The organism is Burkholderia catarinensis (assembly GCF_001883705.2).
GTDB classification, from domain to species: domain Bacteria; phylum Pseudomonadota; class Gammaproteobacteria; order Burkholderiales; family Burkholderiaceae; genus Burkholderia; species Burkholderia catarinensis.
This window is the reverse complement of sequence record NZ_MDEQ02000001.1, coordinates 556,797-578,749: the sequence shown is the minus strand read 5'-3', so window position 1 is coordinate 578,749 and position 21,953 is coordinate 556,797. Positions and strand designations below refer to the sequence as shown.

The window sequence follows — 21,953 nt, the reverse complement described above, 5'->3', positions numbered from 1 at the left end:
ATTTACAGCCGTCGCCGCGCCCGCTTTTACGCGATGGGTAGTTTTGCCCGACGGGTACATCGTTTCGGACGCTCACGCTCGCGCGGCGGTCAATGCGCGCGCTCCTGCCTGATCCTCGCCGATGCTTCCGCCAGGTTTCGCCACGCCGGTTGCCCGGCGCATAGCGCGCGCGGATGTATGCGGTCACGCTCGCGAGCCGCTGACCCATCGCGTCGCCTGCGGGACGCTGTCCGCTTTTTACAACCGCGCCCGGCGCGCGGGCCGCCCCAACGCCCCCTGCTTCGCCCCGCGCACGCCGCCACCCCGGCGCGTGCGCGCTTTCCGCCGCCCGCCGCCGCGCAGGCACATCGCTTGCACCATCCACGCGCCCGCCGCCCCGGCGGACAACACCCTTCCTTCAACCGGCGCTGCGCACCGCGCAATGCTTCGCGCGGCGATCCCGCATCGCAAGCAGGTTTTCTGAACGAGAGGACGACATGAAATCAATACGAACGATCGCAGCCGTGTGCTCGGTCATTTCCGTGCTCGCGGCGTGCGGCGGCGACGGCAACGACGTCGGCACCATACTCGGCATCTCGAAGCCGCAGGCACGCTTCATCAACGCAGTGCCGGCCGGGCCGAACCTCGACTACTACCTGAATGCGAAGATCGACCAGGCGGGTATCGCGTACAAGGGCGTGACGCGCTATCACGACATCGACTCGGGTACGCAGACCGCGAGCTACGACATCTCGGGCACGACCTCGACCATCGCCGCACAGTCGTTCAGCGCGGCAAACGGCCACCACTACACGACGATCGCGCTGCCGAGCACGACGTCGCTGATCTCCATGATCGATGACCCCTTCGACAAGGGCCTGCTGTCGGACAAGGCGCGCGTGCGCAGCTTCAACGCATCGCCGAACGCGCAGAACGTCGACATGTACGTCGTCCCTCCGGGCACCGACATCACGACGCAAAGCCCGACGCTGGCGGGCGCCGCCTACCAGAACGCGGTGCCTGCCACGACGCAGGATTCGATCTACCTGAACGGCGGCAGCTACCAGGTGATCGTCACGACGGCCGGCAGCAAAACGCCGATCCTCAAGACTCCGCCGGTCACCATCGCCAACAACGCCGACTGGCTGCTCCTGACGATTCCGTCGGGCGGGGTCAGCGACGTGACGCCGAACGACATCCACGTGCTGGTTGCGCAGGGCAACGACGCGGATACGTCCGCGCTGGAACTGGGCCCACAGTAAGGACCGCCAACGGTCGTGGCGGCCGGCCCGGTTGCGCCGGCCGCCGGACCTCGACCCTCGCGGTCGGTCAGTCGGCCCGCTCGAAGCAGATCACATGCTCGACGCGCGTGCCGTCGCCGTGCCCGATATCGACATCGCCGACATGGCGCACGCGCCAGCCCGGCCGCGTCGCGATCTGCGGCAGGTTGCCGGACGGCCGGCTCTCGAACCCGCCGAGCCCTTCGTCGGGCGTATCGACCGCGTCGTCCAGCGACGCGTTCGAATAGATCACGTTGTCGTGCCACTTCGACGCGCCGGTGCGCGCCTCCATGCCCTTGCCGTCGACGTCGACCGTGTTGTCGGTCATCGCCATGTTCGCGTTGTCGAGCGTGACGATCCGGCCGGCGGCCCGGCGCACGGGATCGCCGCTGTCGACCGCATGCGCGTCGACGTCGATCGGCGGCAGGCCGGTCGGCATCTTCCCTGCAACCGCCTCCGGCGTCAGCGGACGCCGCACCGCCTGCGCAGCCTGGGTCGCCGCATCAGGCATGTCGCCGGCCGCCGGCGTTTGCACGGGGCTCTTCGCCACCGCTTCCCGCTGCTGTTGCGGGGTTGGGTTCGATTCCGCGTTCTGCATCGTGCCTCCTTGTCCGGCCGGCGCGCGCCGGCTCACGCTGTCGCCGCCGGTCCGGGAATCGCTACAACGGTCCTTGCAAATCTTTCATGCGCACGGCCGCACGCACGCGCGCCACCCGGCGCACGTGCCAGGCCGGCACGGCACCCGAACAATCGACAGCACGCGCGCGGCCGGCGCGTCGTCCGCCCGACCGGCCAGCCGCCCGTCAGCCGCCGCTCGCGCCGCCCGGCGCGGAGGCCGCGCCCGGCATGCTCGCGCCGCTGTCGCCGCTGCTGGCGGCCGCTCCGCTGCTCGCCATGCCCGACGGCGCGGTGGGCGGCGCGGCCGACATGCCGCCTGCTGCGCTCGATTCGGAACTGGCCCCGCCGCCGCCGTCGCTCTTCTTCTGGCAACCTGCGCCTGCCGCCAGGCCCGCAATCAGGATGCCGGCGAAGACGGCTCGCGATACGTGACGAAAGGAATATCGCTGCATGAAACCTCCGATGTCGATGTGAATGGAACCCGCGGGGAAGCAATTCGCGTACCGCGCCCGGCCGCCGCTGCCGGACGCATTTCATTCATTTTCCAAATGCCCCCCAGCCGAATATTTAATTTCCCATCGCCACACCGGCCAACCATACTCGCGAACAAATCCGAGACATAACGTCCACGGCGGCCGGACCGGCGCTGCGTGCACACGCTGCCGGTGTCGCGCCCCGCACATGGAAGGAGACAACGGCGTGCAACTGGAAGCCACCCACCGCCCGGGCATCGTGCTCGGCGCGGACGACGCATCGCATCGAACCGATACGGCCACGCGCGACCCCGCGCTGAGCCCGCGGCTGCACAACCCCGACCTCGCGCCGACCAAAGCCGAGGGCCGGACATGGGGCCGCTACAGCATCTTTGCGCTGTGGACCAACGACGTGCACAACATCGCGAACTACTCGTTCGCGATCGGGTTGTTCGCGCTCGGCCTGTCGGGCTGGCAGATGCTCGCGTCGCTCGCGATCGGCGCGGTGCTCGTGTACTGGTTCATGAACCTCACCGGCTACATGGGCCAGAAGACCGGCGTGCCGTTCCCGGTGATCAGCCGGATGAGCTTCGGCATCTACGGTGCGCTGCTGCCCGCGATGATCCGCGCGGTGATCGCGATCGCATGGTTCGGTATCCAGACCTATCTCGCGTCCGTCGTGCTGCGCGTGCTGCTCACCGCGATCTGGCCGGGCCTCGCCGCGTTCGACCAGAACGCGATCTTCGGGCTGTCGACGCTCGGCTGGATCACGTTCGTCGCGATCTGGCTCGTGCAGATCGGCATCCTCACGTACGGGATGGAAATGGTCCGCAAGTACGAAGGACTGGCCGGCCCGGTGATCCTCGTCACGACGCTGTCGCTCGCCGCGTGGATGTTCAGCCGCACGGGCGGCCATCTCGCGATGTCGATCGGCAAGCCGATGACCGGCCTGAAGATGTGGACGGAGATCTTCGCGGGCGGCTCGCTGTGGCTCGCGATCTACGGCACGCTGGTGCTCAACTTCTGCGATTTCGCACGTTCGTCGCCGAGCGCGAAGACGGTGCGCGTCGGCAATTTCTGGGGCCTGCCGGTGAACATCATCGTGTTCGCGACGATCAGCTTCGTGCTCGCGGGCGCACAGTTCAAGCTGAACGGCCACATCATCCACAGCCCGACGGAAATCATCGCGACGGTGCCGAACAAGCTGTTCCTCGTGCTCGGCTGCCTCGCGTTCCTGATCGTGACGGTCGCGGTGAACATCATGGCGAATTTCGTCGCGCCGGCCTTCGTGCTGACGAGCCTCGCGCCGCACCGCCTGTCGTTCCGCCGCGCGGGCCTGATCAGCGCGACGATCGCCGTGCTGATCCTGCCGTGGAACCTGTACAACAGCCCGATCGTGATCGTCTACTTCCTGTCCGGCCTCGGCGCGCTGCTCGGCCCGCTGTACGGGATCATCACGGTCGACTACTGGCTCGTGCGCAAGCAGCGCGTGCACGTGCCCGATCTCTATACCGAAGCGCCGACGGGCGCCTATTACTACACGCGCGGCGTGAACCGCAAGGCGCTCGCGGCGCTCGTGCCGTCCGCGCTGATCTCGATCACGCTCGCCGTCGTGCCGGCCTTCAGCGCGATGACGCCGTTCTCGTGGCTGCTCGGCGCGGCCATCGCGGGCAGCGTGTACTGGCTGCTGGCCGATCGCAAACGGCAATACGAGGAGCGCTCGGGCGAACACATCGCGGTCGCCTGCGCCCGACACTGAACATACGCATACGGAGTCACGATGAGGATCCTGGTAGTCAACGTCAACACGACCGAGTCGATCACCGACGCGATCGCCGGGCAGGCGCAGGCCGCCGCATCGCCGGGCACGGAGATCGTCGGACTGACGCCGCGCTTCGGCGCGGAGTCGGTCGAAGGCAACTTCGAGAGCTACCTCGCGGCGATCGCCGTGATGGATCGCGTGTTGAGCTACGACGAGCCGTACGACGCGGTGATCCAGGCCGGCTACGGCGAGCACGGCCGCGAAGGCCTGCAGGAACTGCTGACGGTGCCCGTCGTCGACATCACCGAAGCGGCCGCGAGCATCGCGATGCTGCTCGGCCATCGCTACTCCGTCGTCACGACGCTCGACCGCACGGTGCCGCTGATCGAGGATCGCCTGAAGCTCGCCGGGCTCGACGCGCGCTGCGCGTCGGTGCGCGCAAGCGGCCTCGCGGTGCTCGAGCTCGAAGAGAACCCGGCCCGCGCGATCGAGTCGATCGTCGGCGAGGCGCAACGCGCGGTGAAGGACGATCACGCGGAAGTGATCTGCCTCGGCTGCGGCGGGATGGCCGGCCTCGACCGGCAGATCGAGGAATGCACGGGCGTGCCGGTCGTCGACGGCGTGTCGGCCGCGGTCGCGCTCGCCGAGTCGCTGGTGCGCCTGAAGCTGAAGACGTCGAAGGTCCGCACGTACGCGCCGCCGCGCCCGAAGCGGATCGTCGGCTGGCCGGGAAGCTTCGCACGATGATGCGCCGCCGGCCGGCTGTCGCGCCGCGCTCGCGCCCCGTATCGCCGGGAGGCCTATCGGCATGCGGGACCCACTAGACCCGGACGCCCTGCCCCGCGACGCATCCGACGCCGCGGGCGCGCTCGACGTGCTCGATGCGCGGCTGATGCGCATCCTGCTCGTGCTGCTGACCGAGCGCACCGTGTCGCGTGCGGCCGTGCGCCTGAACATGTCGCAGCCGGCGACGAGCGCCGCGCTCAAGCGCCTGCGCACGCTGCTCGGCGATCCGCTGCTGGTGCGCAGCCGCTACGGGATGGTGCCGACCGAGTTCGGCGCGCGGCTGGTCGAACCGCTGCGCAACGCGCTGCGCGTGATCGACTTCATCCGCATCCAGCAGCCGACGTTCGACGCGCGCACGTCGGTGCGCACCTACCGGATCGGCTGCCCCGACTACCTGAACGTGCTGTTCGTGCCGAAGCTCGTCGCGCTGTTCCGCGAGCGCGCGCCGGACGCGCAGCTCGTGTTCCATCCGCTCGGCGACGGCTTCGACGACGAGCGCGCGCTCGCCGACGGCGAGCTCGACGTCGTGATCGACAATCGCCCGGCCCGTTCGTCGCGATTCCGGCAGGACGACCTGTTCGACGATCGTATCGTGTGCCTGATGCGCGCGACGCATCCGCTCACGCGGCGCGGCGCGATGACGGCCGCCGATTTCGCGGCAGCGCCGCAGTTGTGCCCGACGCCGTCGTGGCTCGAAGCGTCCGGCGCGATCGACCGGCAGCTCGAACGCGTGGGCCTGCAGCGGCGGATCGCCGTCACGCTGCCGCACGTCGAACTCGCCGCGCATGCGCTCGTGCGCTCCGACATGATCCTGACCACCACGTACCGGCTCGCGCGGCACTATGCGAAGCTGCTGCCGCTCGCCGCCGTCGCGCTGCCGGTCGAGCCGCCGGACATCGTGTACCGGATGACGTGGAACGAATCGGGATCGTGTGCCGAAGGCGTGCGCTGGCTGCGCGGGCTGATCGCGGAAGCGACGCGCGCCTGGCTTGAGGCCGATGCCTTGCAGCCGGCGGTTGCCGCGGTTGCCGCCGGTGCGGATGCAGACGCCCGGACGAGCACGCCGGCCGCAGCCGAAGCGCCCGAAAAGCCCGAAGCACCCGAAGCACTGGAAACGCCCGAGCCGACACGACGTACGCGCCGCAGGCAGGCGACGCATTGCCGTGCGTCGCACCCGCCGCGCGTCGCCCATGCGGCACGCATCCATCGCCTCGCGACGAAGTCGCACTGACCCGCGCACGCGTCGGTCTCCACGCATCCCGACGATCTTCCGCCGGCCAACCTCACACCGGATCGCCGGAATGACCTTCTCGACCGCCGATTGTCAGACCGGTCCTATTTACCCGCTCCGCACCGAATCGTCAGAATGACGCCTTGAACTCTTGCCGACGAGCGCCGCATCGCCGCCGCCCGTGGCTGCCTTATCGAGGAAAAACACATGAAAAAGGCACTCGTTGCACTGGCCGTCCCGGTCGCGCTGCTCGCGAGCACCGGCGCATTCGCCGACACGCAGGATTGCGCGACGCGCATCCGCGCGCTCCAGACGCAGATCGACGATGCGAAGCGGTTCGGCAACACGCGTCAGGAGATGCGTCAGCAGATCGCGCTCGAACGGATCAGGGACAACTGCACGGACGCCGACCAGCGCGCGCGTGCCGAAAGCAAGGTCGCCGACAAGCAGCGCGATCTGCAAAATGCGCAGGACGAGGTGCGCGACGCACAGGCGCACGTCCATGAAGCCGAATCGCTCGGCGACGCGAAGAAGGTGAACAAGGCGCAGCGCAAGCTCGCCGACAAGCAGCACAAGCTGCGCGACGCAACGCGCGACCTGCACGATGCGCAGGCCACTCGCGATGCGCTGAACGGCTGACACGGCGTGCCGCGTCGGGTATGCCGCGCGAGCGGCACCGACCGTGGCACCGACAGCGACACGCTCGACCCGAGCGTCGACAGCAGGAGCGTGCGCGACGTCACATGCGCTTCGCGTCCATAGAATTCCGCCAGCATCTACGGCCCCGTGCCGATCCGCAGCGCGGCAAGCACGACGGCGATCCGCGCGAGCACGGGCAACAGAATCCCGATCGTCGATGACATCTTGCATACGCCGCGTGAAACCGGAACGCGCGAGCTTGATGGTTTCGCCGGATCGCACCCGATGCGCAGCGCATGCGAAATCCGCCGGAACACCGCATCACGCGTCGCGCACCGGTTGCGCAAGCAACTTGTATGCAACGATCGCCGCGCCGAGCGCAAGCACGCCGCTCACCGTCAGCGCGTTGGCGAAGCCGCTCGCGAACGCGACGGGCGCCGCCTGCGCAAGCGCGGCGGCTGCCGACGGCGGCACGCGGTCGAGCGCCTGCGCCAGGTCGCCGGCCAGCAGGCTCGACATGAAATGCGCATCGACGAACCCGTGCAGGCCGGGCGCGGCGGACAGCAAGCGGTCGAGCCGCACGTGCGTGCTCGCCGCCAGCACCGCGCCGAGCACGCCGACGGCCGTCACGAATACACCGGATATTCCGCGCATTCTTCATACGAATAAATAAAAAATATCAACTCCATTTTTGAGAAAAGCGATACATCGTTTGACGAATATCAAACGTCATTCGGTTGAAAAAATCCGCTTCGCGCCAATTCTCTTTTCAGAGGGTCGCGTTTCACTTCGAGCACCCCGTCATACGGCCCGGATTCAAGCCAGTAGGCCCTGTCTCGACTCACCTGCGCCGGCGAACCGAATGACATGCCACTCCGGCACTTAAAGATTTCTTGACACTTTTTAAGAGCAATCCAGATGGGATGCTCATCGGCGGCGCCTTATTTTCTTTTTTTGATATAAGGGGCGCCGCCGTCATCCGGTTTTCCAGGCCCGGACCACGAGTGAGCCAGGTTTTCCGCTGCGATCGGCATCGTCGTTCCGATTCCGTCCGCGCGCCAGCTTCCACGCGATCGTTCCCGGTGCCTTGCGATGCATGCGCCGGCGGGTCGCCACGCCGCCCCTGCGTCGAGCATCCGCTGCACGTCCCGCGCGGGAACGGGCCGGCCGGATTACACACGGAACAGGAAAACGATGAATACAACACACACAAAGATTGCCGTCGCGCTACTCGACGATCACCCGATCGTCACGTTCGGGCTCGCGCTGCGCCTGCAGGACGAACCCGACATCGCGATCGTCGGCCGCTACGCGTCGGCGAGCGACCTGATCGCGGCCTTCAACGCGCGCGCCATGCGCATCGACGTGCTCGTCACCGACTATCAGCTCCGCCCTGGCGACATCGACGGCATCAGCCTGATCCGGCTGCTGAAGAACAAGATGCCCGCCGTGAAGATCGTCGTGTCGTCGGCCTTCCACACGCTGTCGACGGTCATACTCGCGATGAACGCGGGCGCACGCGGCTTCGTCGGCAAGGAGGAGCCGCTCGAGCGGCTCGTGACGGTCGTGCGCGAAGTCGCGCGCGGCGCGCATCGCGTCAACACCCTGCTCGACGACGAAGCGGCCGTGTATCGCGCCGCGCCTGCGGCCACGGCGAAAAACGGGACGCCCTGCGCATGCCAGGCGCCGGAAACCCTTACGCTGCGCGAGCGCGAGGTGCTGCGCTGTATCGCGACCGGCATGTCCGTGTCCGACATCGCGGCCAAGTTCCGCCGCAGCCTGAAGACCATCAGCACGCAAAAGCAGTCGGCCTACCGGAAACTGGGCATCCGGACCGATTTCGAACTCTACGCGATCGTCGACAAGCTCGACTGACCGCCGATGGCCTCCCTCCTGTCCCGCTTACCGGGCCTGCGCCGTGCGATCTCGATCGTGCTGGCGTGCCTGCCGCTCGTCGGTCCGTACCTTCCCGCCCACGGCGCCGCGCCCGTCTTCACGCTGGAGGAACGCGAGTGGATCGCGCGCCATCCGGTCGTGCGCGTATCGTTCGATCGCGACTGGCGGCCCATCGAATATGTCCGCAACGGCCGGATGCAGGGTGTCGCGGCCGGCTACCTCGCGGCCGTCGCCGACATGACCGGCCTGCGCTTCGAACTCGCGCCGACGCGCACGTGGACCAACGGCCACCGCGCGCTCGTCGACGGCGGGGCCGACCTGATGCCGAGCCTGTCGGCGCAGATGCTCCCGCCGTCACTCGAAGGCCGCGTGCTGCGCACGCGCGCATATTTCATCAGCTCGACCGTGCTCGTCGGACGCACGTCAGAAGTACGCGTCTTGCATCTGCAGGATCTCGACGGCCAGACCGTGTCGATCAAGCGCGGTGGCGCGAACGAACGAATGCTGCACGCGCGCTTCCCGCACATCCGGACGCTCCTGCGCGACACGACCGAGGACACGCTGCGCGACGTGAAATCCGGCCGGGCCGATTTCGCATTGCTGTGCGCGTGCTCGGCGCAACCGTTCCTGCGCCGCCGGTACGTCGGCGATCTGCACGCGAGCGGGCCGATCGCCGACCTGCCCGTGATCCTGTCGATGGGCGTGCGCAGCGACGACGCAATACTGAGATCGATCCTCGACAAATCGCTCGACTCGATCTCGGTCGGCCAGGCCAACGCGATCGAGCGCCGCTGGGTCGAGCAGACCGACTACGGTTCGCCGACGCTCGGCGCGATCGTCCGGTATCGCGCGAAAGAGGTCGCGCTGTCGGTGCTGTTCGTGCTCGCGCTCGTCGCGGCGACCTTCCACGCGCACGTGCAGCGCCAGCGCGCGCGGCGCAGCGAACACAACCGGTCGCGCTTCTTCGCCGTCCTGAGCCATGAGATCCGCACGCCGCTCAATGCGCTCATCGGCTCGGTCGAGCTGTTGCGCCAGACGACGCCGTCGCGCGAACAGACCGACCTGCTGCACATCGCGGGCACCGCGTCCGACGCGCTGTCGGCATTGCTCAACGACATCCTCGCGCTGTCGCGGATGGAGGCCAACGAGATCCGCCTGTGCCGCACCGCGACCAACCTCGCCGAACTCGCGCGGCAGACGGCCGACGTGATGCGGATCCGCGCGCGGGAAAAGGGCCTCGCGCTGACCATCACGCGCGACGCCGCCTTGCCGGCCGCGCTGCTGATCGATGCCGCGCGGGTCCGGCAGATTCTGTACAACCTGATCTCGAATGCGATCCGCTTCACCGAAGCCGGCACGATCGACATCGCGCTGTCGTTCACGCCACCCGATGCACGATCGCAGCCCGGTACGCTGACGATCGCCGTGTCGGATACCGGCATCGGCATCGCACCGGCCGATCAGGCCGCGATCTTCGACGCGTTCCGGCAGGCCGAATCGGGCCCGGACAGGCGGCAAGGCGGAACGGGGCTCGGGCTCACGATCTGCCGGATGCTCGCGGAACGGATGGGCGGCTCGATCGCGATACGGAGCACGCCCGGCACCGGCTCGGTGTTTACCGTCACGCTGCCCGCCCGCGGTGTCGCCGCCGTCTCGAACGCACCGTTGCCCGGCGACGCGCCCGCACCGCCGCACGCATCGGACGACGGCGCGGTCGAGCCACCGCGCGAACGCCGCCAGCCCGTGATCCTGGTGATCGACGATCACCGCACCAATCTCGCCGTGCTCGATCGCCAGATCCGTGCGACGGGATGCGTGACCGTGCTCGCGGAAACCGGCAGGCAGGCGCTCGAATCGTTCTCGACGGGTCGCTTCGATCTCGTGCTGATGGATCTCGATCTCGGCGATATCGACGGTTTCACGCTGACCCGGCGCTTCCGCGACCTCGAGACCGGCACCGGTGCGCATACGCCGATCGTGTCGATCTCGGCCTCGTCGGAACCCGACCATCACGAACGCGCGCTCGCAAGCGGCATGGACGGCCTGCTGGACAAACCGATCCGCGCGGACGCGCTCCGCACGGTCGTCTCGCTGTGGTGCGACCTCGACCTGCGCCAGTCGCCGCCCGCTCCGGCGCCGGCCGATGACGCAACGAATCTCGCCGCCACCTATGCGGCGCTGCTGCAGGCCGACCTGGACACGCTGGACGCGGCACGGCAACGCGCCGATCGCACGGCCGCGTTGGCCATCCTGCACCGGATCAGGGGCGCCGCGCTGATCATGGGCGACACGTTCACGGCAAGCGCGTGCACGCACCTGCATACGCGCCTCGCAAGCGGCAGCGCTCACGACGACGAATGCCGGCGCGCGTTCGCGTCACTGCGTGCGCGGTGCCCGGCAAGCGACGGCGAGACGCAAGACGCGACGCACTGAACGCTGCGCCCCCGCCGGCACTCGCACGCCGTCAAATCGACAAGTCGATTTAACAAATATTCGGAGCACTCCCATTTCCCGCCTCGCCCGCGAGAAATAACATCGATGGCCTGATGAATCCGGCTCGCGAGTCGCTCGAAACCGGAGCGGTACCCGGACGACGCCATGCCGCTCATCTTTCATCGATAAGGAGTGCCATATACAAGGGATATCGCGATACCACACGAGACATTGACCTTCCTCTAGGCCGGCCACGCCATGCGTCGTCGCCCCGGCGACCGCCCGGACCGCGCCACCCATATCAATCCAGCGAAAACAGACACGCTCATGAAAAAGACTCTTCTCGCCCTGATGCTCGCAGCGGCACCGGCTCTCGCGTTCGCGCAAAGCAGCAACACCATCCAGTTCCAAGGCGAAGTGACGGACCAGACCTGCACGGTCGCGGTCAACGGCAATGCGTCCAGCCCGACCGTGCTCCTGCCGACCGTGTCGACGGCCGACCTGGCCACCGCCGGCGGCACGGCCGGCGAAACCCGCTTCACGATCGGCCTGAGCGGCTGCACGGCGCCGACCACGGCCGCGCGCGCGATCAATACGGTGTTCGTCGGCAACCAGGTGACGACCAACGGCAACCTCGGCAATACGGGCACGGCCACCCACGTCGCGCTGCAACTGCTCGATCCGGACAATGCCACGACGCCATTCAACCTGAGCGGCGCATCCGGCTATGCGGCGCCGGGCCTGAGCCTCGCGGTCGGCGACACGTCGGCGTCACACGACTTCGCGGTGCGCTACATCACCGAAAACGGCAGCGCGACGGCCGGCTCGGTGCTCGGTAGCGTGCAGTACGCGATCAACTACCAGTAATCACCCGACGCGGCACTTCGCCCTCCTGCCTCGGAACCTCGTGCGAAGCCGCCGCGTCCCTCACCCTCCAGAACAGACCAAAACCAGACCACCACCCGGGGAAGCCGATGAACCGACCGCACACTCTGAATGTGCTCGGCTCGGCGCTGCTGGCGATTTGCGCTTGCCACGCAAGCCTTGCCGCCGCCAGCGTCGTGATGACCAATACGCGCGTGATCTTCGCAGGCAACGCGAAAGAACAGAACCTCCAGTTCACGAACCCGGACGATTCCCCGAGCGTCATGCAGGTCTGGGTCGACGCCGGCGACGCGGAATCGACGCCCGATACCGCCGACGCGCCGTTCCTGGTCAACCCGCCGATCTTCCGGATCGAACCGAAGACCGGGCAGACGGCCCGGCTGATCTTCGTCGGCCGCGATCTTCCTCAGGATCGCGAATCGATCTTCTATCTCAACAGCCTGCAGATTCCGTCGCTGGACGCGGCCTACGCGAACCAGAACCGGATGCTGGTGATGCTGCGCAACCGGATCAAGGTGTTCTATCGTCCCGCGACGATCGAAGGCTCGCCGGAAACGGCGCCGGACAAGCTCGTGCTGCGTCTCGACCGGCACGACGACAAGACGCGCGTCGTGCTGGACAACCCCACCGGCTATTTCGTGTCGGTCCTCGGCGGCAGCGCCACGTGCGGCACGCAGGTCGCCACGTTCACCGCGGACATGGTCGCGCCGCGCTCGAGCGCGCGCTGGATGCTGAACGGCGCCTGCCTGCCCGGCCCCGACGCGGCGAAGATCACGATTCGCTACGTCAACGACTACGGCGCGATCGACACGCACGAATACCGCTCGACCGGCGGCCCCGATAAATGACGCGGGCCCATCGAGACGCCGGAAACGCCCGACACGCCCGCCGCCCCGGACCTCGCGCCGCGTCCGTCCGCGCAACCTCTCCGGCCGGCGAAGCACTCTGCTACGCACACCTGTCGCTGCTCGTCGTCGCGCTCGGCTTCGCGACGCCCGCCCACGCGCTCACGGCTGCGCCAGTCGGCCGCGAGGCCGACGGCGCGACCGCGCTCGCGTACAACTTCGACAGCCGGTTGCTGCTGGGTACACCGCTCGGCGTCGCGAACATCGAGCGCTTCAACCGCACGCATGCCGCCGATCCCGGGCGCTACCAGGTCGACCTGTACGTGAACGATCGCTTCGTTTCGCGGCGCGACATCACGTTCCGCAACGCCGATGACGGCGCGCTGTACCCGTGCCTGAGCGATGCGCTGCTGACGTCCGCGGGCGTACTGCTGCGCGACACCGCGCACGCACGCCAGCCGCACGCCGCGCCCGGGCAGGATGCACCCGACGGCACGCCGTCCTCACCCGAGACGGCACCGGATCACGCGGACGCGCCCCCGGCGGACGCATCGCCGGCATTCTGCGGCCCGCTGACGCGGCGCGTGCCGGGCGCGCAGACCACCTTCGACCTGTCGCGCCTGCGGCTCGACCTCAGCGTCCCGCAGCTCGAGATGAAGGTCGCGCCACGCGGCGCGGTCGATCCCGCGTCGCTGGACGCGGGTGAAACCGCCGCGTACGTGAACTACGACGCGAGCTACTACACTTCGTCGGCATACGGCGTGCGCGCGAATTCAGTCTACACGGGGCTCAATGCCGGCGTGAACGTCGGCCTGTGGCATGTACGCCAGCAGTCTTCGTTCACCTACAACGGCGGCACCGGCAACAGCATCAGCCGCTGGAACAATATCCGTACCTACGCGGAACGGCCGCTGATCGGCCTGCGCAGCCAGCTCACCGTCGGCCAGAGCTTCACAAGCGGCAGCCTGTTCAGCACGGTCGGGTATACGGGCGTGCGCCTGGAATCCGACGATCGCATGCTGCCCGACGCGATGCGCGGCTATGCGCCGGTCGTCAACGGCGTCGCGCAGACCAACGCGCGCGTCGTCGTGAACCAGAACGGCCACGTGATTTACCAGACGACGGTCGCCCCCGGCCCGTTCCGGATCACGGACCTGAACCCGACCAGCTACCAGGGCGATCTCGACGTCGAGGTGCACGAGGCGAACGGCCAGGTGTCGCGCTTCACGGTGCCGTTCTCCGCGGTGCCGAATTCGATGCGCCCCGGCGTGTCCCACTACAGCGTCACGCTCGGCCAGGTGCGGCAGATCGAAGGCTCTCACGCGAAATTCGCCGACCTGACCTATCAGCGCGGCCTGACCAATTCGCTGACGGCCAACGGCGCCGTGCGCGTCTCGCCCGACTACCAGTCGGTGCTGGCCGGCGCCGTGCTCGGCACGCGGATCGGCGCGTTCGGCTGGAACACGACCTGGTCCCACGCGCGCAACGCGCAGGGCGGCTGGCTGAACGGCTGGATGAGTTCCATTACGTACAGCCACACCTTCACGCCGACCCAGACGACCTTCTCGCTGGCCGGATATCGCTATTCGACGAAAGGCTATCGCGAGTTCATCGACGCGCTCAGCGCGCGCGAAGCGTACCGACGCGGCGAAACCTGGGCGTCGTCGACCTACCAGCAGCGCGAGCAGTTCACGCTCAACGTGAACCAGGATTTCGGCAAGTACGGCGCGCTGTCGCTGTCCGCCACGACCAGCAGCTACTACGAATCGCGGCCGCACGACACGCAGGTCCAGCTCAGCTACAACAACCACTACCGGTCGATCAGCTACAACCTGTCGTTCGTCCGGCAGAAGACGGCCACCGTCGTCGCGCCGGACAGCGGGCCGATGCAGAACCTGCTGCCCGGCTACGGGCGGGCGGGCGCGGACATGCGGACGAGCAACGTGCTGATGCTGACCGTCTCGATCCCGCTCGGGTCGGGGCCGCGCACCGCCTCGCTGTCGGGCAGCGTGTCGCACGGCAACGACCAGGGCACGTCGTACCAGGCATCGCTCAGCGGCATTGCCGACCGAGCGCAGACGCTCAGCTACGGCCTCAGCCTGTCAGGCGAAACGCGCAACGGCGCGCGCACTTACAGCGGCAACCTGCAGAAGAACCTGTCGATGATCACGACGGGCGCGAGCTATTCGAACGGCGATCATTTCTGGCAGGCAGGCGCCACCGCGCGCGGCGCGATCGTCGCGCACCGCGGCGGCGTCACGCTCGGGCCGTATCTCGGCGATACGTTCGGCATCGTCGAGGCCAAGGGTGCGCGCGGCGCGACCGTGCGCAGCGGGATGGGCGCGCGCGTCGACCGCTTCGGCTACGCGATCGTGCCGTCGCTCACGCCCTACCGCTACACGGACGTCGCGCTCGACACGCAAGGCATCGATCGCGACACCGAACTGACCGGCAACCAGGTACGGGTCGCGCCGTATGCGGGCTCGGCCGTGCTGCTCAAGTTCGCGACGCTGACCGGCCATGCGGTCCTGATCCAGGGCGCGCGCCCCGACGGCGAACGGCTGCCGCTGGGCGCGAACGTGCTGGACGGCAAGGGCACGTCGATCGGCGTGGTCGGGCAAGGCGGGCTCGCGTATGCGCGCGTGCCGTCGGCGCACGGCACGGTCAGGGTCCGCTGGGGCAAGCGGCGCGAGGACGAGTGCGCGATGCGCTACGACCTGCCCGCGCCGGCGGCGGCGAAAGCGCCGATCGTGCGCATCCGCGCGCGATGCCTGCCGCTCGCGCTGAAATGACCGGCTGCGCGGACCACCGCCGCTCGCCCCCGCGTGGCGTTCATCGAAACCGGTCGCGACGCATGTCGCGATCGACCTCAAGAGGAGTGTCATTCATGCCGTACCGTTCGACCGAAGGTGGCCGATCCGTCACGCGGCGATATCGTGGCGCGCTGCTCGCCGCGCTGGCGATCGCGGCACTCGCGATCGGCATCTCGCCCGCCCGCGCGCAGTCCACGTCCCGCGGCTGCTTCAGGATCACCGGGCTGACCACCAACGTCAATTCCGCGTACTACACCGCCCCGGGCACGATCGCGCGGCCCTGGGCCGGCGCACCCGACACGGCGGGCGCCGGCGCATACAAGATGACGATCAACGTCGATACGTCGTCGTTCGTCCCGGAAGGCACGCTGATCGCCAGTCTCGTCTCGCCGGTCTACAACCTCGGCGCGAACGGCACCGGCAGCTACAGCCCCGAGCAGGTGCTGTACCGCTGCTCGCCCGATTCCGCCGGCACGATGTTCGAGTACTTCGCGACCAACGGCGACAACGCGAGCGCCGGCGGCAACGACGTCAGCGCCGTCTCGGGCATCCCGGGCACGTACCAGTCGCGGTATGCCGGCGTCGTGTTCCGCGTCACGAACGCGACGACCGGGCAGACCGCGACACGCTACTGGCAGGCCCGGCCGCTGACCGGCCTCGACGTCGACAGCCAGGGCTGGTTCCTCGTCAAGGCCAAGAACTTCAGCGCGTACAAGGTCGAGCTGTTCAAGTGCAGCACGTGCCCGAACGGCGGCAACCGGTCGACGGGCGCGTGGGCCGAATCGCAGCCGTTCGCGTACAACGCGTTTCGCGGCGGCGCATCCGGCACGATTCCTTCCAGCGGCCTGTTCGTCGGCGCCGATTCCGCGACCAATTATTCGGGCTGGTACGGCGACTGGCCGGCCGCGATCAATCCGTACGGCAACATCACCGTGCGGCGCGCCGCGACTTGCGCGGTCACCAATACGACGCCGATGATCCTGTTTCCGACGATGTCGATCAGCGAGCTGACGCAAGGCGGCTCCCGGCAATGGCCGATCACGGTGCGGATCGAATGCCAGAGCGCGACGCCGAGCGGCATGAGCGCCTTCGTCAGCGGAACGGCGGCCAACCAGACCGCGCTCGGGCTCCTCGCGCCGCCGGCGAACGTCCAGCAGGCGATCAACGCGGGGCTGAAGACCTCGGGCAGCGGCGTCACGTACCTGCTGTCGAACGGCTATGGCACCGACCCGGGCGTCGCGACCGGCGTCGGCGTCGCGCTGTCGCGGCCGGGCGGCGCCGCGCTGAATTTCCTGAGCAACCAGTACGTGACGACCGGCGGCGCCGCGGACGGCTGGGACCCCGTGCTGAACGACGCGACGGCCGAATCGACCGTCAACGGGCAGACGCGCTACACGCGCGTCATCAACGCGACCTTCAAGGCGTTCGCACCGGGTTCGACGCCGGTGACGGCGGGCCGCTACAACGCCACCGCGCAGGTGATCGTCCGTGTGCAATGACGTTCGACAGGGCGCGGCCGCCGTGTCGGCCCGTTTGCGCGGTGCATGGGGATGGGCATCGCGCGCGCAACGGGCCGGCCGCCGCATCGCGTGCGCCGCGCTGTGCGTCGGCGCAATCGCCCCCGCGCTCGCGGGCGTGACGCCGGAAGTCTCGCGCATCGTCTTCGCCGCCGACGCGACCGAACAGTCGGTCCAGCTCTACAACCTGAACACGTACCCCGTGCTCGTCCAGGCCTGGGTGGACGATGGCGACATCCGGTCGGTGCCGCAATCGTCGGACGCGCCAGTCGTCGCGTTGCCGCCGATCTTCCGCATGGCGCCGCACGACCAGACGAGCCTGCGGCTGATCAATGCCGGCGAGCCGCTGCCGACCGACCGCGAATCGCTGCGCTGGCTCAACCTGTACGAGATCCCCGCCACGCCGAAGGATTGGGGACAGGACGGACAGACCGTGACCGTCACGATGCGCACCCAGATCAAGCTGTTCGTGCGCCCGGCCGGCCTCGCCGATCCGGGCGTGGGCCGGCTGCGGAAACTCGTGCTGTCGCTCGCGCCCGCGCGCCGCGGGCTCGCGCTGACGATCGACAATCCCACGCCGTATTACGCGACGATCGGCGCGGTGCAGGTCGCGCTGGACGATACCGTGAAGCAGGCGGTTCCCGACATGATCGCGCCGTTTTCCCGTACGACCGTCGCGTTCGGCGCGTGGCAGGCCTCCCCCGGCGCGGCCGCGCGCGTCACCTTCTCGCTGATCGGCGACGACGGCAATCCTGAAGCCGACACCCGCACGGTGCACGTCGGGGCGTGTCCGGGCGACGTCGCGCGCGATTCCGGTCCGGCGCGCGATGCCGTGCAGGTCGATACGTCCCCTGCGGATTCGAACACAACCGGATCGTCGACCGACGGTCTCGATGAAATGCGCCCGCGCAAGTTACCGTGACGCTTCCCGATGCGCTCCGGTTGTCAGACCCGCCTGATTTACCCGGCCGTGCCCGGGTCGGCAGAATACCGTTCGTCGATGACATCTTGCATACGCCGCGTGAAACCGGAACGCGCGAGCTTGATGGTTCCGCCGGATCGCGCCCGATGCGCAGCGCGTGCGTAACCCGCCGGAACACCTCATCACGCGTCACGCATCGGTTGCGCAAGCAACTTGTATGCAACGATCGCCGCGCCGAGCGCAAGCACGCCGCTCACCGTCAGCGCGTCGGCGAAGCCGCTCGCGAACGCGACGGGCGCCACCTGCGCAAGCGCGGTGGCGGCCGACGGCGGCACGCGGTCGAGCGCCTGCGCCAGGTCGCCGGCCAGCAGGCTCGACATGAACGGCGCATCGGCGAACGCGCGCAGGCCGGGCGCGGCGGACAGCAGGCGATCGAGCCGCGCGTGCGTGCTCGCCGCCAGCACCGCGCCGAGCACGCCGACTGCCGTCACGATCGCCGAGAAGCGCGTCGTCGTGCTGATACCCGACGCCATGCCCGTGCGATTCGGCGGCACGCAGGCCATGATCGCCTTCTGCGTGTCGCCGTTCATGATGCCCGCACCGCAGCCCGTCACGAACATGCCGATCGCGACGAGCCGGTAATCGCCGCTGGCCGTCAGCGCCGCGGTCGCGAGGTTGCCCGCGCCGATCAGCGCGAGCCCGCCCGCCAGCACGCCGCCGGACGACACGCGCGCGGCCAGCGCCGCGCCGAGCGACGGGCCGGCGATCATCGCGAACGCGAACGGCAGCATCCCGAGCCCCGCGTCGATCGCCGACATCCCGAATGCGTTCTGCAGGTACAGCGGCAGGAACGTCATCATCACCTGCGCGCACGCCGCATAGCCGAACATCGCGAGCACGGCGCCGACGAAGCGCGGCTGGCGGAACAGCGCGAGATCGATCATCGGCCGCGCCTGCCAGCGCTCCGCGCCGATGAACCCCGCAAACAGCGCGGCGGCGAGCGCGAGCCGGCCGAGCGTCGCGGCCGACAGCCAGCCGTGTGACGGCGCGCCGATCAGCGCCGCGATCGCGCACGCGAGCGCCGCGCCGAACAGCAGGCTGCCGGCCGCATCCACGCGTTTCGCATGCGGATCGTTCGATTCGTCGATCGCGACGCGCGCGCCGGCCGCCAGCAGCATGCAGACGGGCAGGTTCAGCAGGAACACCCAGCGCCACCCGATCCATTGCGTGATCGCACCGCCGACGAGCGGCGCGATGGCCGTCGCGATCCCCATGCACATGCCCCAGATCGCCCAGGCCCGTGCCCGTTCGCGCCCGTCCGGAAAGCGGTTCGCGATCACGGCGAGCGCGGCCGTCAGCAGCAGCGCGGCGCCGCCACCCTTCACCGCCCGCGCGGCGATCAACCAGCCGGCCGACGGCGCGACGCCGCAGCCGAGCGACGCGACGAAAAAGAGCGCGAGCCCCGCGCCGAGCATCCGCTTGCGCCCGAAGCGATCGGCGAGCCCGCCGGCCGGCAGCAGGCACGCGGCGAACGCGGTCATGTACGCGCTCACGACCCATTCGATATCGGCAAAGCTCGCGTGAAAACTGCGCGCGATGCTCGGCAGCGACACGGCGACCACGTTCGTGTCGAGCACGATCAGCGAACAGGTCGCGGACGCGACGGCGAGCGTCGCGGCGGCGGGCATTCGGGCGCCCGTGCGCGGGGCGGCGGCGCCCGCGCGCGACGCCGGTGAAGGCTGGGACATCGGCAACTCCGGAACAGGATGAACGAACCGTATGCTAGGCTTGCCCGGTATTGCCTGTCATTGATACTCCGACGCTGTTTTATTGACGAAAATTGCAATCATGGACCGGCTCGAATTCCGTCACGTGCGCGCGTTCCTGAGCGTCGCGCAGCACCTGCATTTCGCCCGCGCGGCCGAAGCGCTCGACATGGCGCCGCCCGCGCTCACGCGGCAGATCCAGGAGGCCGAGCGCGTGCTCGGCGTGCGGCTCTTTCACCGGTCGCGCCGCGCGGTCACGCTGAGCGCGGCCGGCGAGGCCTATCTCGCCGAGGCCAGCGCCGCGTTCGAGCACCTGCAGCGCGGCCGCGAACTCGCCGCGCTGGCCGAGCGCGGCGAACTCGGCCGGATCGAGATCGGCTACGTGTCGTCCGCCGTCTATTCGGGCACGCTGCAGCGCACGGTCGGCGCGTTTCGGGCCGCGCACCCGCGCATCGAGCTGAACCTGCGCGAAGTGCCGATGGACGACGTCGCGAACCAGCTCGACGCGGGCCGGCTCGACCTCGCGTACGTGCGGCCGCCGCTGCCGCTGCCCGGCGGCCTGCGGATCGTCACGCTGCAGCGCGACGTATTCGTCGCGGCCGTGCCGGCCGATTCGCGCCATGCGTCGATGGCGGCCGTGCGCGCGGCCGATCTCGCCGACGCGCGCTTCGCGGTGCCCGAACAGGAGCGCGGCACGCTAGAAGTCGCGCGGCGCGGCCGCTTCGCGCCGGTGATCGCCGCGCGGCCGGGCGGCTTGCTCGCGGTGCTCGCCTGCGTGTCCGTGAACGGCTGGGTCGCCGTGATTCCCGATGCGCTCGCCGCTTGCGTGTCGCTGCCGGGCGTCGTGTACCGGCCGATCGCCGGCAAGCCGATCATGTCGGAACTCGCGCTCGCGCACCGGCGGTTCGAAAAGGCGCCGGCGGTGCGGGCGTTCCTGCGCACGGTGCCGCCGGCCAAGTAAAGCGCCGTGCAAGGCGCCCGCGCGTCGATGCCGGCCGCACCGGCGTCGCCGCGCGAATATGCATTTCACGATTCGATGTTTGTCGGCCGGAAACCGATTCCGTAACCTGCCCGGCAGCCGCGCCGCACGCGCGCGGATCACCGAGGACACGCCGCCGATGAACCCCGCTTCCGTTACCGCGCGCCGCCGCATGCTGCAGCGTCTTGCCGCCCTCGCCGCCGCGCCGCTCGCCGGCGGCATCGTGCTGCCCGCCCATGCGGCCGGCGCCGATTTGTCGAGCGTCACGCTCGTGCTCGGCGACCAGGCCGGCGGCCTGCGCGCGCTGGCCGAAGCCGCGCGCGTGCTCGACGGCGCGCCTTACCGGTTCCGCTGGGCCAACTTCCAGGGCGCCGCGCCACTGTTCGAGGCACAGCGCGCGGGCGCGATCGATCTCGCGCCGGCCGGCGACCTGCCCGTGCTGACGGCCGCGCTCGGCGATCCGTCGTTGCGGATCGTCGCGACGCGCGTCGGCTCGCCGACATCGCTCGGCATCGTCGTGCAGCCCGACTCGCCGGTTCGCGCCGTGGCCGACCTGAAAGGGCAAACCGTCGTCGTATCGTCCGCGCGCGGCAGCATCTCGCAATACCAGCTGTACGGCGCGCTGCGCGAACACGGCCTCGCGCCGCGCGACGTCGACGTGCGCTTCGTGCTGCCCGTCGACGCGTTCGCCGCGTTCGAGGCAAAGCGGATCGGCATCTGGGCGACGTTCGACCCGTACTACGGGCATGCGGTGCGACGCGGCGCGCGCATCGTCCGCGACGGCAGCGGCATCAATTCCGGGCTCGCGTTCCTCACGTCGCCGGTCGACACGCTCGACGATCGCGCGAAGCGCGCGGCGCTCGCGGACGTGCTCGCGCGGCTCACCCGCGCGGGCCAATGGGCGCTCGCGCACCCGGCCGACTATGCGAACGTCTATGCGTCGCTCACGCGCCTGCCGCCCGACGCGGCCACCGACATCGCACGCCGGGCCGCGCTCGCGCAACGCAGCCTCAGCAGCGCCGACATCGACGTGCTGCAACGCGTCGCCGATCGCGCGGCGGCGGACGCGATCCTGCCGCGGCGCGTCGACGTCGCGTCGATCGCGATCCGGAACGTGTCTGCGTGAAAG

Annotated in this window: 17 protein-coding genes and 2 pseudogenes; 15 read left to right on the top strand and 4 right to left on the bottom strand. The window is 69.0% G+C overall.

What is annotated here, in order from left to right; all coding sequences use genetic code 11:
* Positions 1–476 precede the first annotated feature (476 nt).
* Positions 477–1,241: a DUF4397 domain-containing protein gene (locus tag BFF94_RS02575; RefSeq protein WP_128847994.1), complete on the top strand. Its 765-nt coding sequence runs from the start codon at positions 477–479 to the stop codon at positions 1,239–1,241.
* Positions 1,242–1,308: 67 nt separating this feature from the next.
* Here BFF94_RS02575 and BFF94_RS02570 read toward each other — a convergent pair whose 3' ends face one another.
* On the bottom strand, positions 1,309–1,857 hold the full coding sequence (locus tag BFF94_RS02570; protein WP_128847999.1) for a DUF3005 domain-containing protein: 549 nt from the start codon (positions 1,855–1,857) through the stop codon (positions 1,309–1,311).
* 86 nt (positions 1,858–1,943) lie between these two features.
* Here BFF94_RS02570 and BFF94_RS37730 point away from each other — a divergent pair, with 86 nt between their 5' ends.
* The 5 genes from BFF94_RS37730 to BFF94_RS02545 all read left to right on the top strand — a co-directional run bounded on the left by BFF94_RS37730 (position 1,944) and on the right by BFF94_RS02545 (position 6,768).
* A complete protein-coding gene (locus BFF94_RS37730; RefSeq protein WP_246637208.1) occupies positions 1,944–2,309 on the top strand; it encodes a hypothetical protein in 366 nt (121 codons plus the stop codon).
* Between the two features lie 249 nt (positions 2,310–2,558).
* Positions 2,559–4,109, top strand: coding sequence for an NCS1 family nucleobase:cation symporter-1 (locus tag BFF94_RS02560; RefSeq protein WP_128851330.1), 1,551 nt, complete (start codon positions 2,559–2,561; stop codon positions 4,107–4,109).
* 21 nt (positions 4,110–4,130) lie between these two features.
* On the top strand, positions 4,131–4,859 hold the full coding sequence (locus BFF94_RS02555) for an aspartate/glutamate racemase family protein (protein WP_128851332.1): 729 nt from the start codon (positions 4,131–4,133) through the stop codon (positions 4,857–4,859).
* Positions 4,860–4,920: 61 nt separating this feature from the next.
* The gene (locus BFF94_RS02550) at positions 4,921–6,129 is read left to right on the top strand and encodes a LysR family transcriptional regulator (protein ID WP_128851335.1); all 1,209 of its coding nucleotides are present in this window, start codon (positions 4,921–4,923) and stop codon (positions 6,127–6,129) included.
* A 207-nt stretch (positions 6,130–6,336) separates the two neighbouring features.
* Entirely contained in the window at positions 6,337–6,768 is a 432-nt protein-coding gene (locus tag BFF94_RS02545; RefSeq protein WP_128851338.1) for a DUF1090 family protein, read from the top strand.
* Positions 6,769–6,815: 47 nt separating this feature from the next.
* Here BFF94_RS02545 and BFF94_RS37725 read toward each other — a convergent pair.
* Both BFF94_RS37725 and BFF94_RS02540 read right to left on the bottom strand, forming a co-directional pair.
* Positions 6,816–6,971: pseudogene (locus BFF94_RS37725) on the bottom strand (AEC family transporter); the annotation flags it as partial.
* 118 nt (positions 6,972–7,089) lie between these two features.
* Positions 7,090–7,398, bottom strand: a pseudogene (locus BFF94_RS02540) (MFS transporter); the annotation flags it as partial.
* Positions 7,399–7,962: 564 nt separating this feature from the next.
* On the opposite strand from BFF94_RS02540, the gene BFF94_RS02535 reads away from it, so the two are divergent.
* The 7 genes from BFF94_RS02535 to BFF94_RS02505 all read left to right on the top strand — a co-directional run bounded on the left by BFF94_RS02535 (position 7,963) and on the right by BFF94_RS02505 (position 18,079).
* On the top strand, positions 7,963–8,643 hold the full coding sequence (locus tag BFF94_RS02535) for a response regulator transcription factor (RefSeq protein WP_128851341.1): 681 nt from the start codon (positions 7,963–7,965) through the stop codon (positions 8,641–8,643).
* 6 nt (positions 8,644–8,649) lie between these two features.
* A complete protein-coding gene (locus BFF94_RS02530; protein ID WP_219138945.1) occupies positions 8,650–11,097 on the top strand; it encodes an ATP-binding protein in 2,448 nt (815 codons plus the stop codon).
* Positions 11,098–11,424: 327 nt separating this feature from the next.
* Positions 11,425–11,964, top strand: coding sequence for a fimbrial protein (locus tag BFF94_RS02525; protein WP_128851346.1), 540 nt, complete (start codon positions 11,425–11,427; stop codon positions 11,962–11,964).
* A gap of 107 nt (positions 11,965–12,071) precedes the next feature.
* Positions 12,072–12,830: a fimbrial biogenesis chaperone gene (locus BFF94_RS02520; protein ID WP_128851349.1), complete on the top strand. Its 759-nt coding sequence runs from the start codon at positions 12,072–12,074 to the stop codon at positions 12,828–12,830.
* Entirely contained in the window at positions 12,827–15,619 is a 2,793-nt protein-coding gene (locus tag BFF94_RS02515; protein ID WP_246637207.1) for a fimbria/pilus outer membrane usher protein, read from the top strand. The genes BFF94_RS02520 and BFF94_RS02515 overlap by 4 nt, the downstream gene beginning before the upstream one ends.
* 95 nt (positions 15,620–15,714) lie before the next feature.
* Positions 15,715–17,139, top strand: coding sequence for a fimbrial protein (locus BFF94_RS02510; protein WP_219138944.1), 1,425 nt, complete (start codon positions 15,715–15,717; stop codon positions 17,137–17,139).
* Positions 17,129–18,079, top strand: coding sequence for a fimbrial biogenesis chaperone (locus tag BFF94_RS02505; RefSeq protein ID WP_246637206.1), 951 nt, complete (start codon positions 17,129–17,131; stop codon positions 18,077–18,079). The genes BFF94_RS02510 and BFF94_RS02505 overlap by 11 nt, the downstream gene beginning before the upstream one ends.
* A gap of 182 nt (positions 18,080–18,261) precedes the next feature.
* On the opposite strand, the gene BFF94_RS02500 is transcribed toward BFF94_RS02505, so the two are convergent.
* Positions 18,262–19,827: an MFS transporter gene (locus tag BFF94_RS02500; RefSeq protein WP_219138943.1), complete on the bottom strand. Its 1,566-nt coding sequence runs from the start codon at positions 19,825–19,827 to the stop codon at positions 18,262–18,264.
* Between the two features lie 100 nt (positions 19,828–19,927).
* Between BFF94_RS02500 and BFF94_RS02495 the strand changes: the two genes are divergently transcribed.
* Both BFF94_RS02495 and BFF94_RS02490 read left to right on the top strand, forming a co-directional pair.
* Positions 19,928–20,806: a LysR family transcriptional regulator gene (locus BFF94_RS02495; RefSeq protein ID WP_219138942.1), complete on the top strand. Its 879-nt coding sequence runs from the start codon at positions 19,928–19,930 to the stop codon at positions 20,804–20,806.
* A gap of 157 nt (positions 20,807–20,963) precedes the next feature.
* A complete protein-coding gene (locus BFF94_RS02490; protein WP_128848743.1) occupies positions 20,964–21,950 on the top strand; it encodes an ABC transporter substrate-binding protein in 987 nt (328 codons plus the stop codon).
* Positions 21,951–21,953 lie beyond the last annotated feature (3 nt).

Excerpts from the sequence above, each read along its gene's own strand:
- BFF94_RS02575 (WP_128847994.1), top strand. The coding sequence starts at position 477 with ATGAAATCAATACGAACGATCGCAGCCGTGTGCTCGGTCATTTCCGTG.
- BFF94_RS02570 (WP_128847999.1), bottom strand. The coding sequence starts at position 1,857 with ATGCAGAACGCGGAATCGAACCCAACCCCGCAACAGCAGCGGGAAGCG.
- BFF94_RS37730 (WP_246637208.1), top strand. The coding sequence starts at position 1,944 with ATGCGCACGGCCGCACGCACGCGCGCCACCCGGCGCACGTGCCAGGCC.
- BFF94_RS02560 (WP_128851330.1), top strand. The coding sequence starts at position 2,559 with ATGGAAGGAGACAACGGCGTGCAACTGGAAGCCACCCACCGCCCGGGC.
- BFF94_RS02555 (WP_128851332.1), top strand. The coding sequence starts at position 4,131 with ATGAGGATCCTGGTAGTCAACGTCAACACGACCGAGTCGATCACCGAC.
- BFF94_RS02550 (WP_128851335.1), top strand. The coding sequence starts at position 4,921 with ATGCGGGACCCACTAGACCCGGACGCCCTGCCCCGCGACGCATCCGAC.
- BFF94_RS02545 (WP_128851338.1), top strand. The coding sequence starts at position 6,337 with ATGAAAAAGGCACTCGTTGCACTGGCCGTCCCGGTCGCGCTGCTCGCG.
- BFF94_RS02535 (WP_128851341.1), top strand. The coding sequence starts at position 7,963 with ATGAATACAACACACACAAAGATTGCCGTCGCGCTACTCGACGATCAC.
- BFF94_RS02530 (WP_219138945.1), top strand. The coding sequence starts at position 8,650 with ATGGCCTCCCTCCTGTCCCGCTTACCGGGCCTGCGCCGTGCGATCTCG.
- BFF94_RS02525 (WP_128851346.1), top strand. The coding sequence starts at position 11,425 with ATGAAAAAGACTCTTCTCGCCCTGATGCTCGCAGCGGCACCGGCTCTC.
- BFF94_RS02520 (WP_128851349.1), top strand. The coding sequence starts at position 12,072 with ATGAACCGACCGCACACTCTGAATGTGCTCGGCTCGGCGCTGCTGGCG.
- BFF94_RS02515 (WP_246637207.1), top strand. The coding sequence starts at position 12,827 with ATGACGCGGGCCCATCGAGACGCCGGAAACGCCCGACACGCCCGCCGC.
- BFF94_RS02510 (WP_219138944.1), top strand. The coding sequence starts at position 15,715 with ATGCCGTACCGTTCGACCGAAGGTGGCCGATCCGTCACGCGGCGATAT.
- BFF94_RS02500 (WP_219138943.1), bottom strand. The coding sequence starts at position 19,827 with ATGTCCCAGCCTTCACCGGCGTCGCGCGCGGGCGCCGCCGCCCCGCGC.
- BFF94_RS02495 (WP_219138942.1), top strand. The coding sequence starts at position 19,928 with ATGGACCGGCTCGAATTCCGTCACGTGCGCGCGTTCCTGAGCGTCGCG.
- BFF94_RS02490 (WP_128848743.1), top strand. The coding sequence starts at position 20,964 with ATGAACCCCGCTTCCGTTACCGCGCGCCGCCGCATGCTGCAGCGTCTT.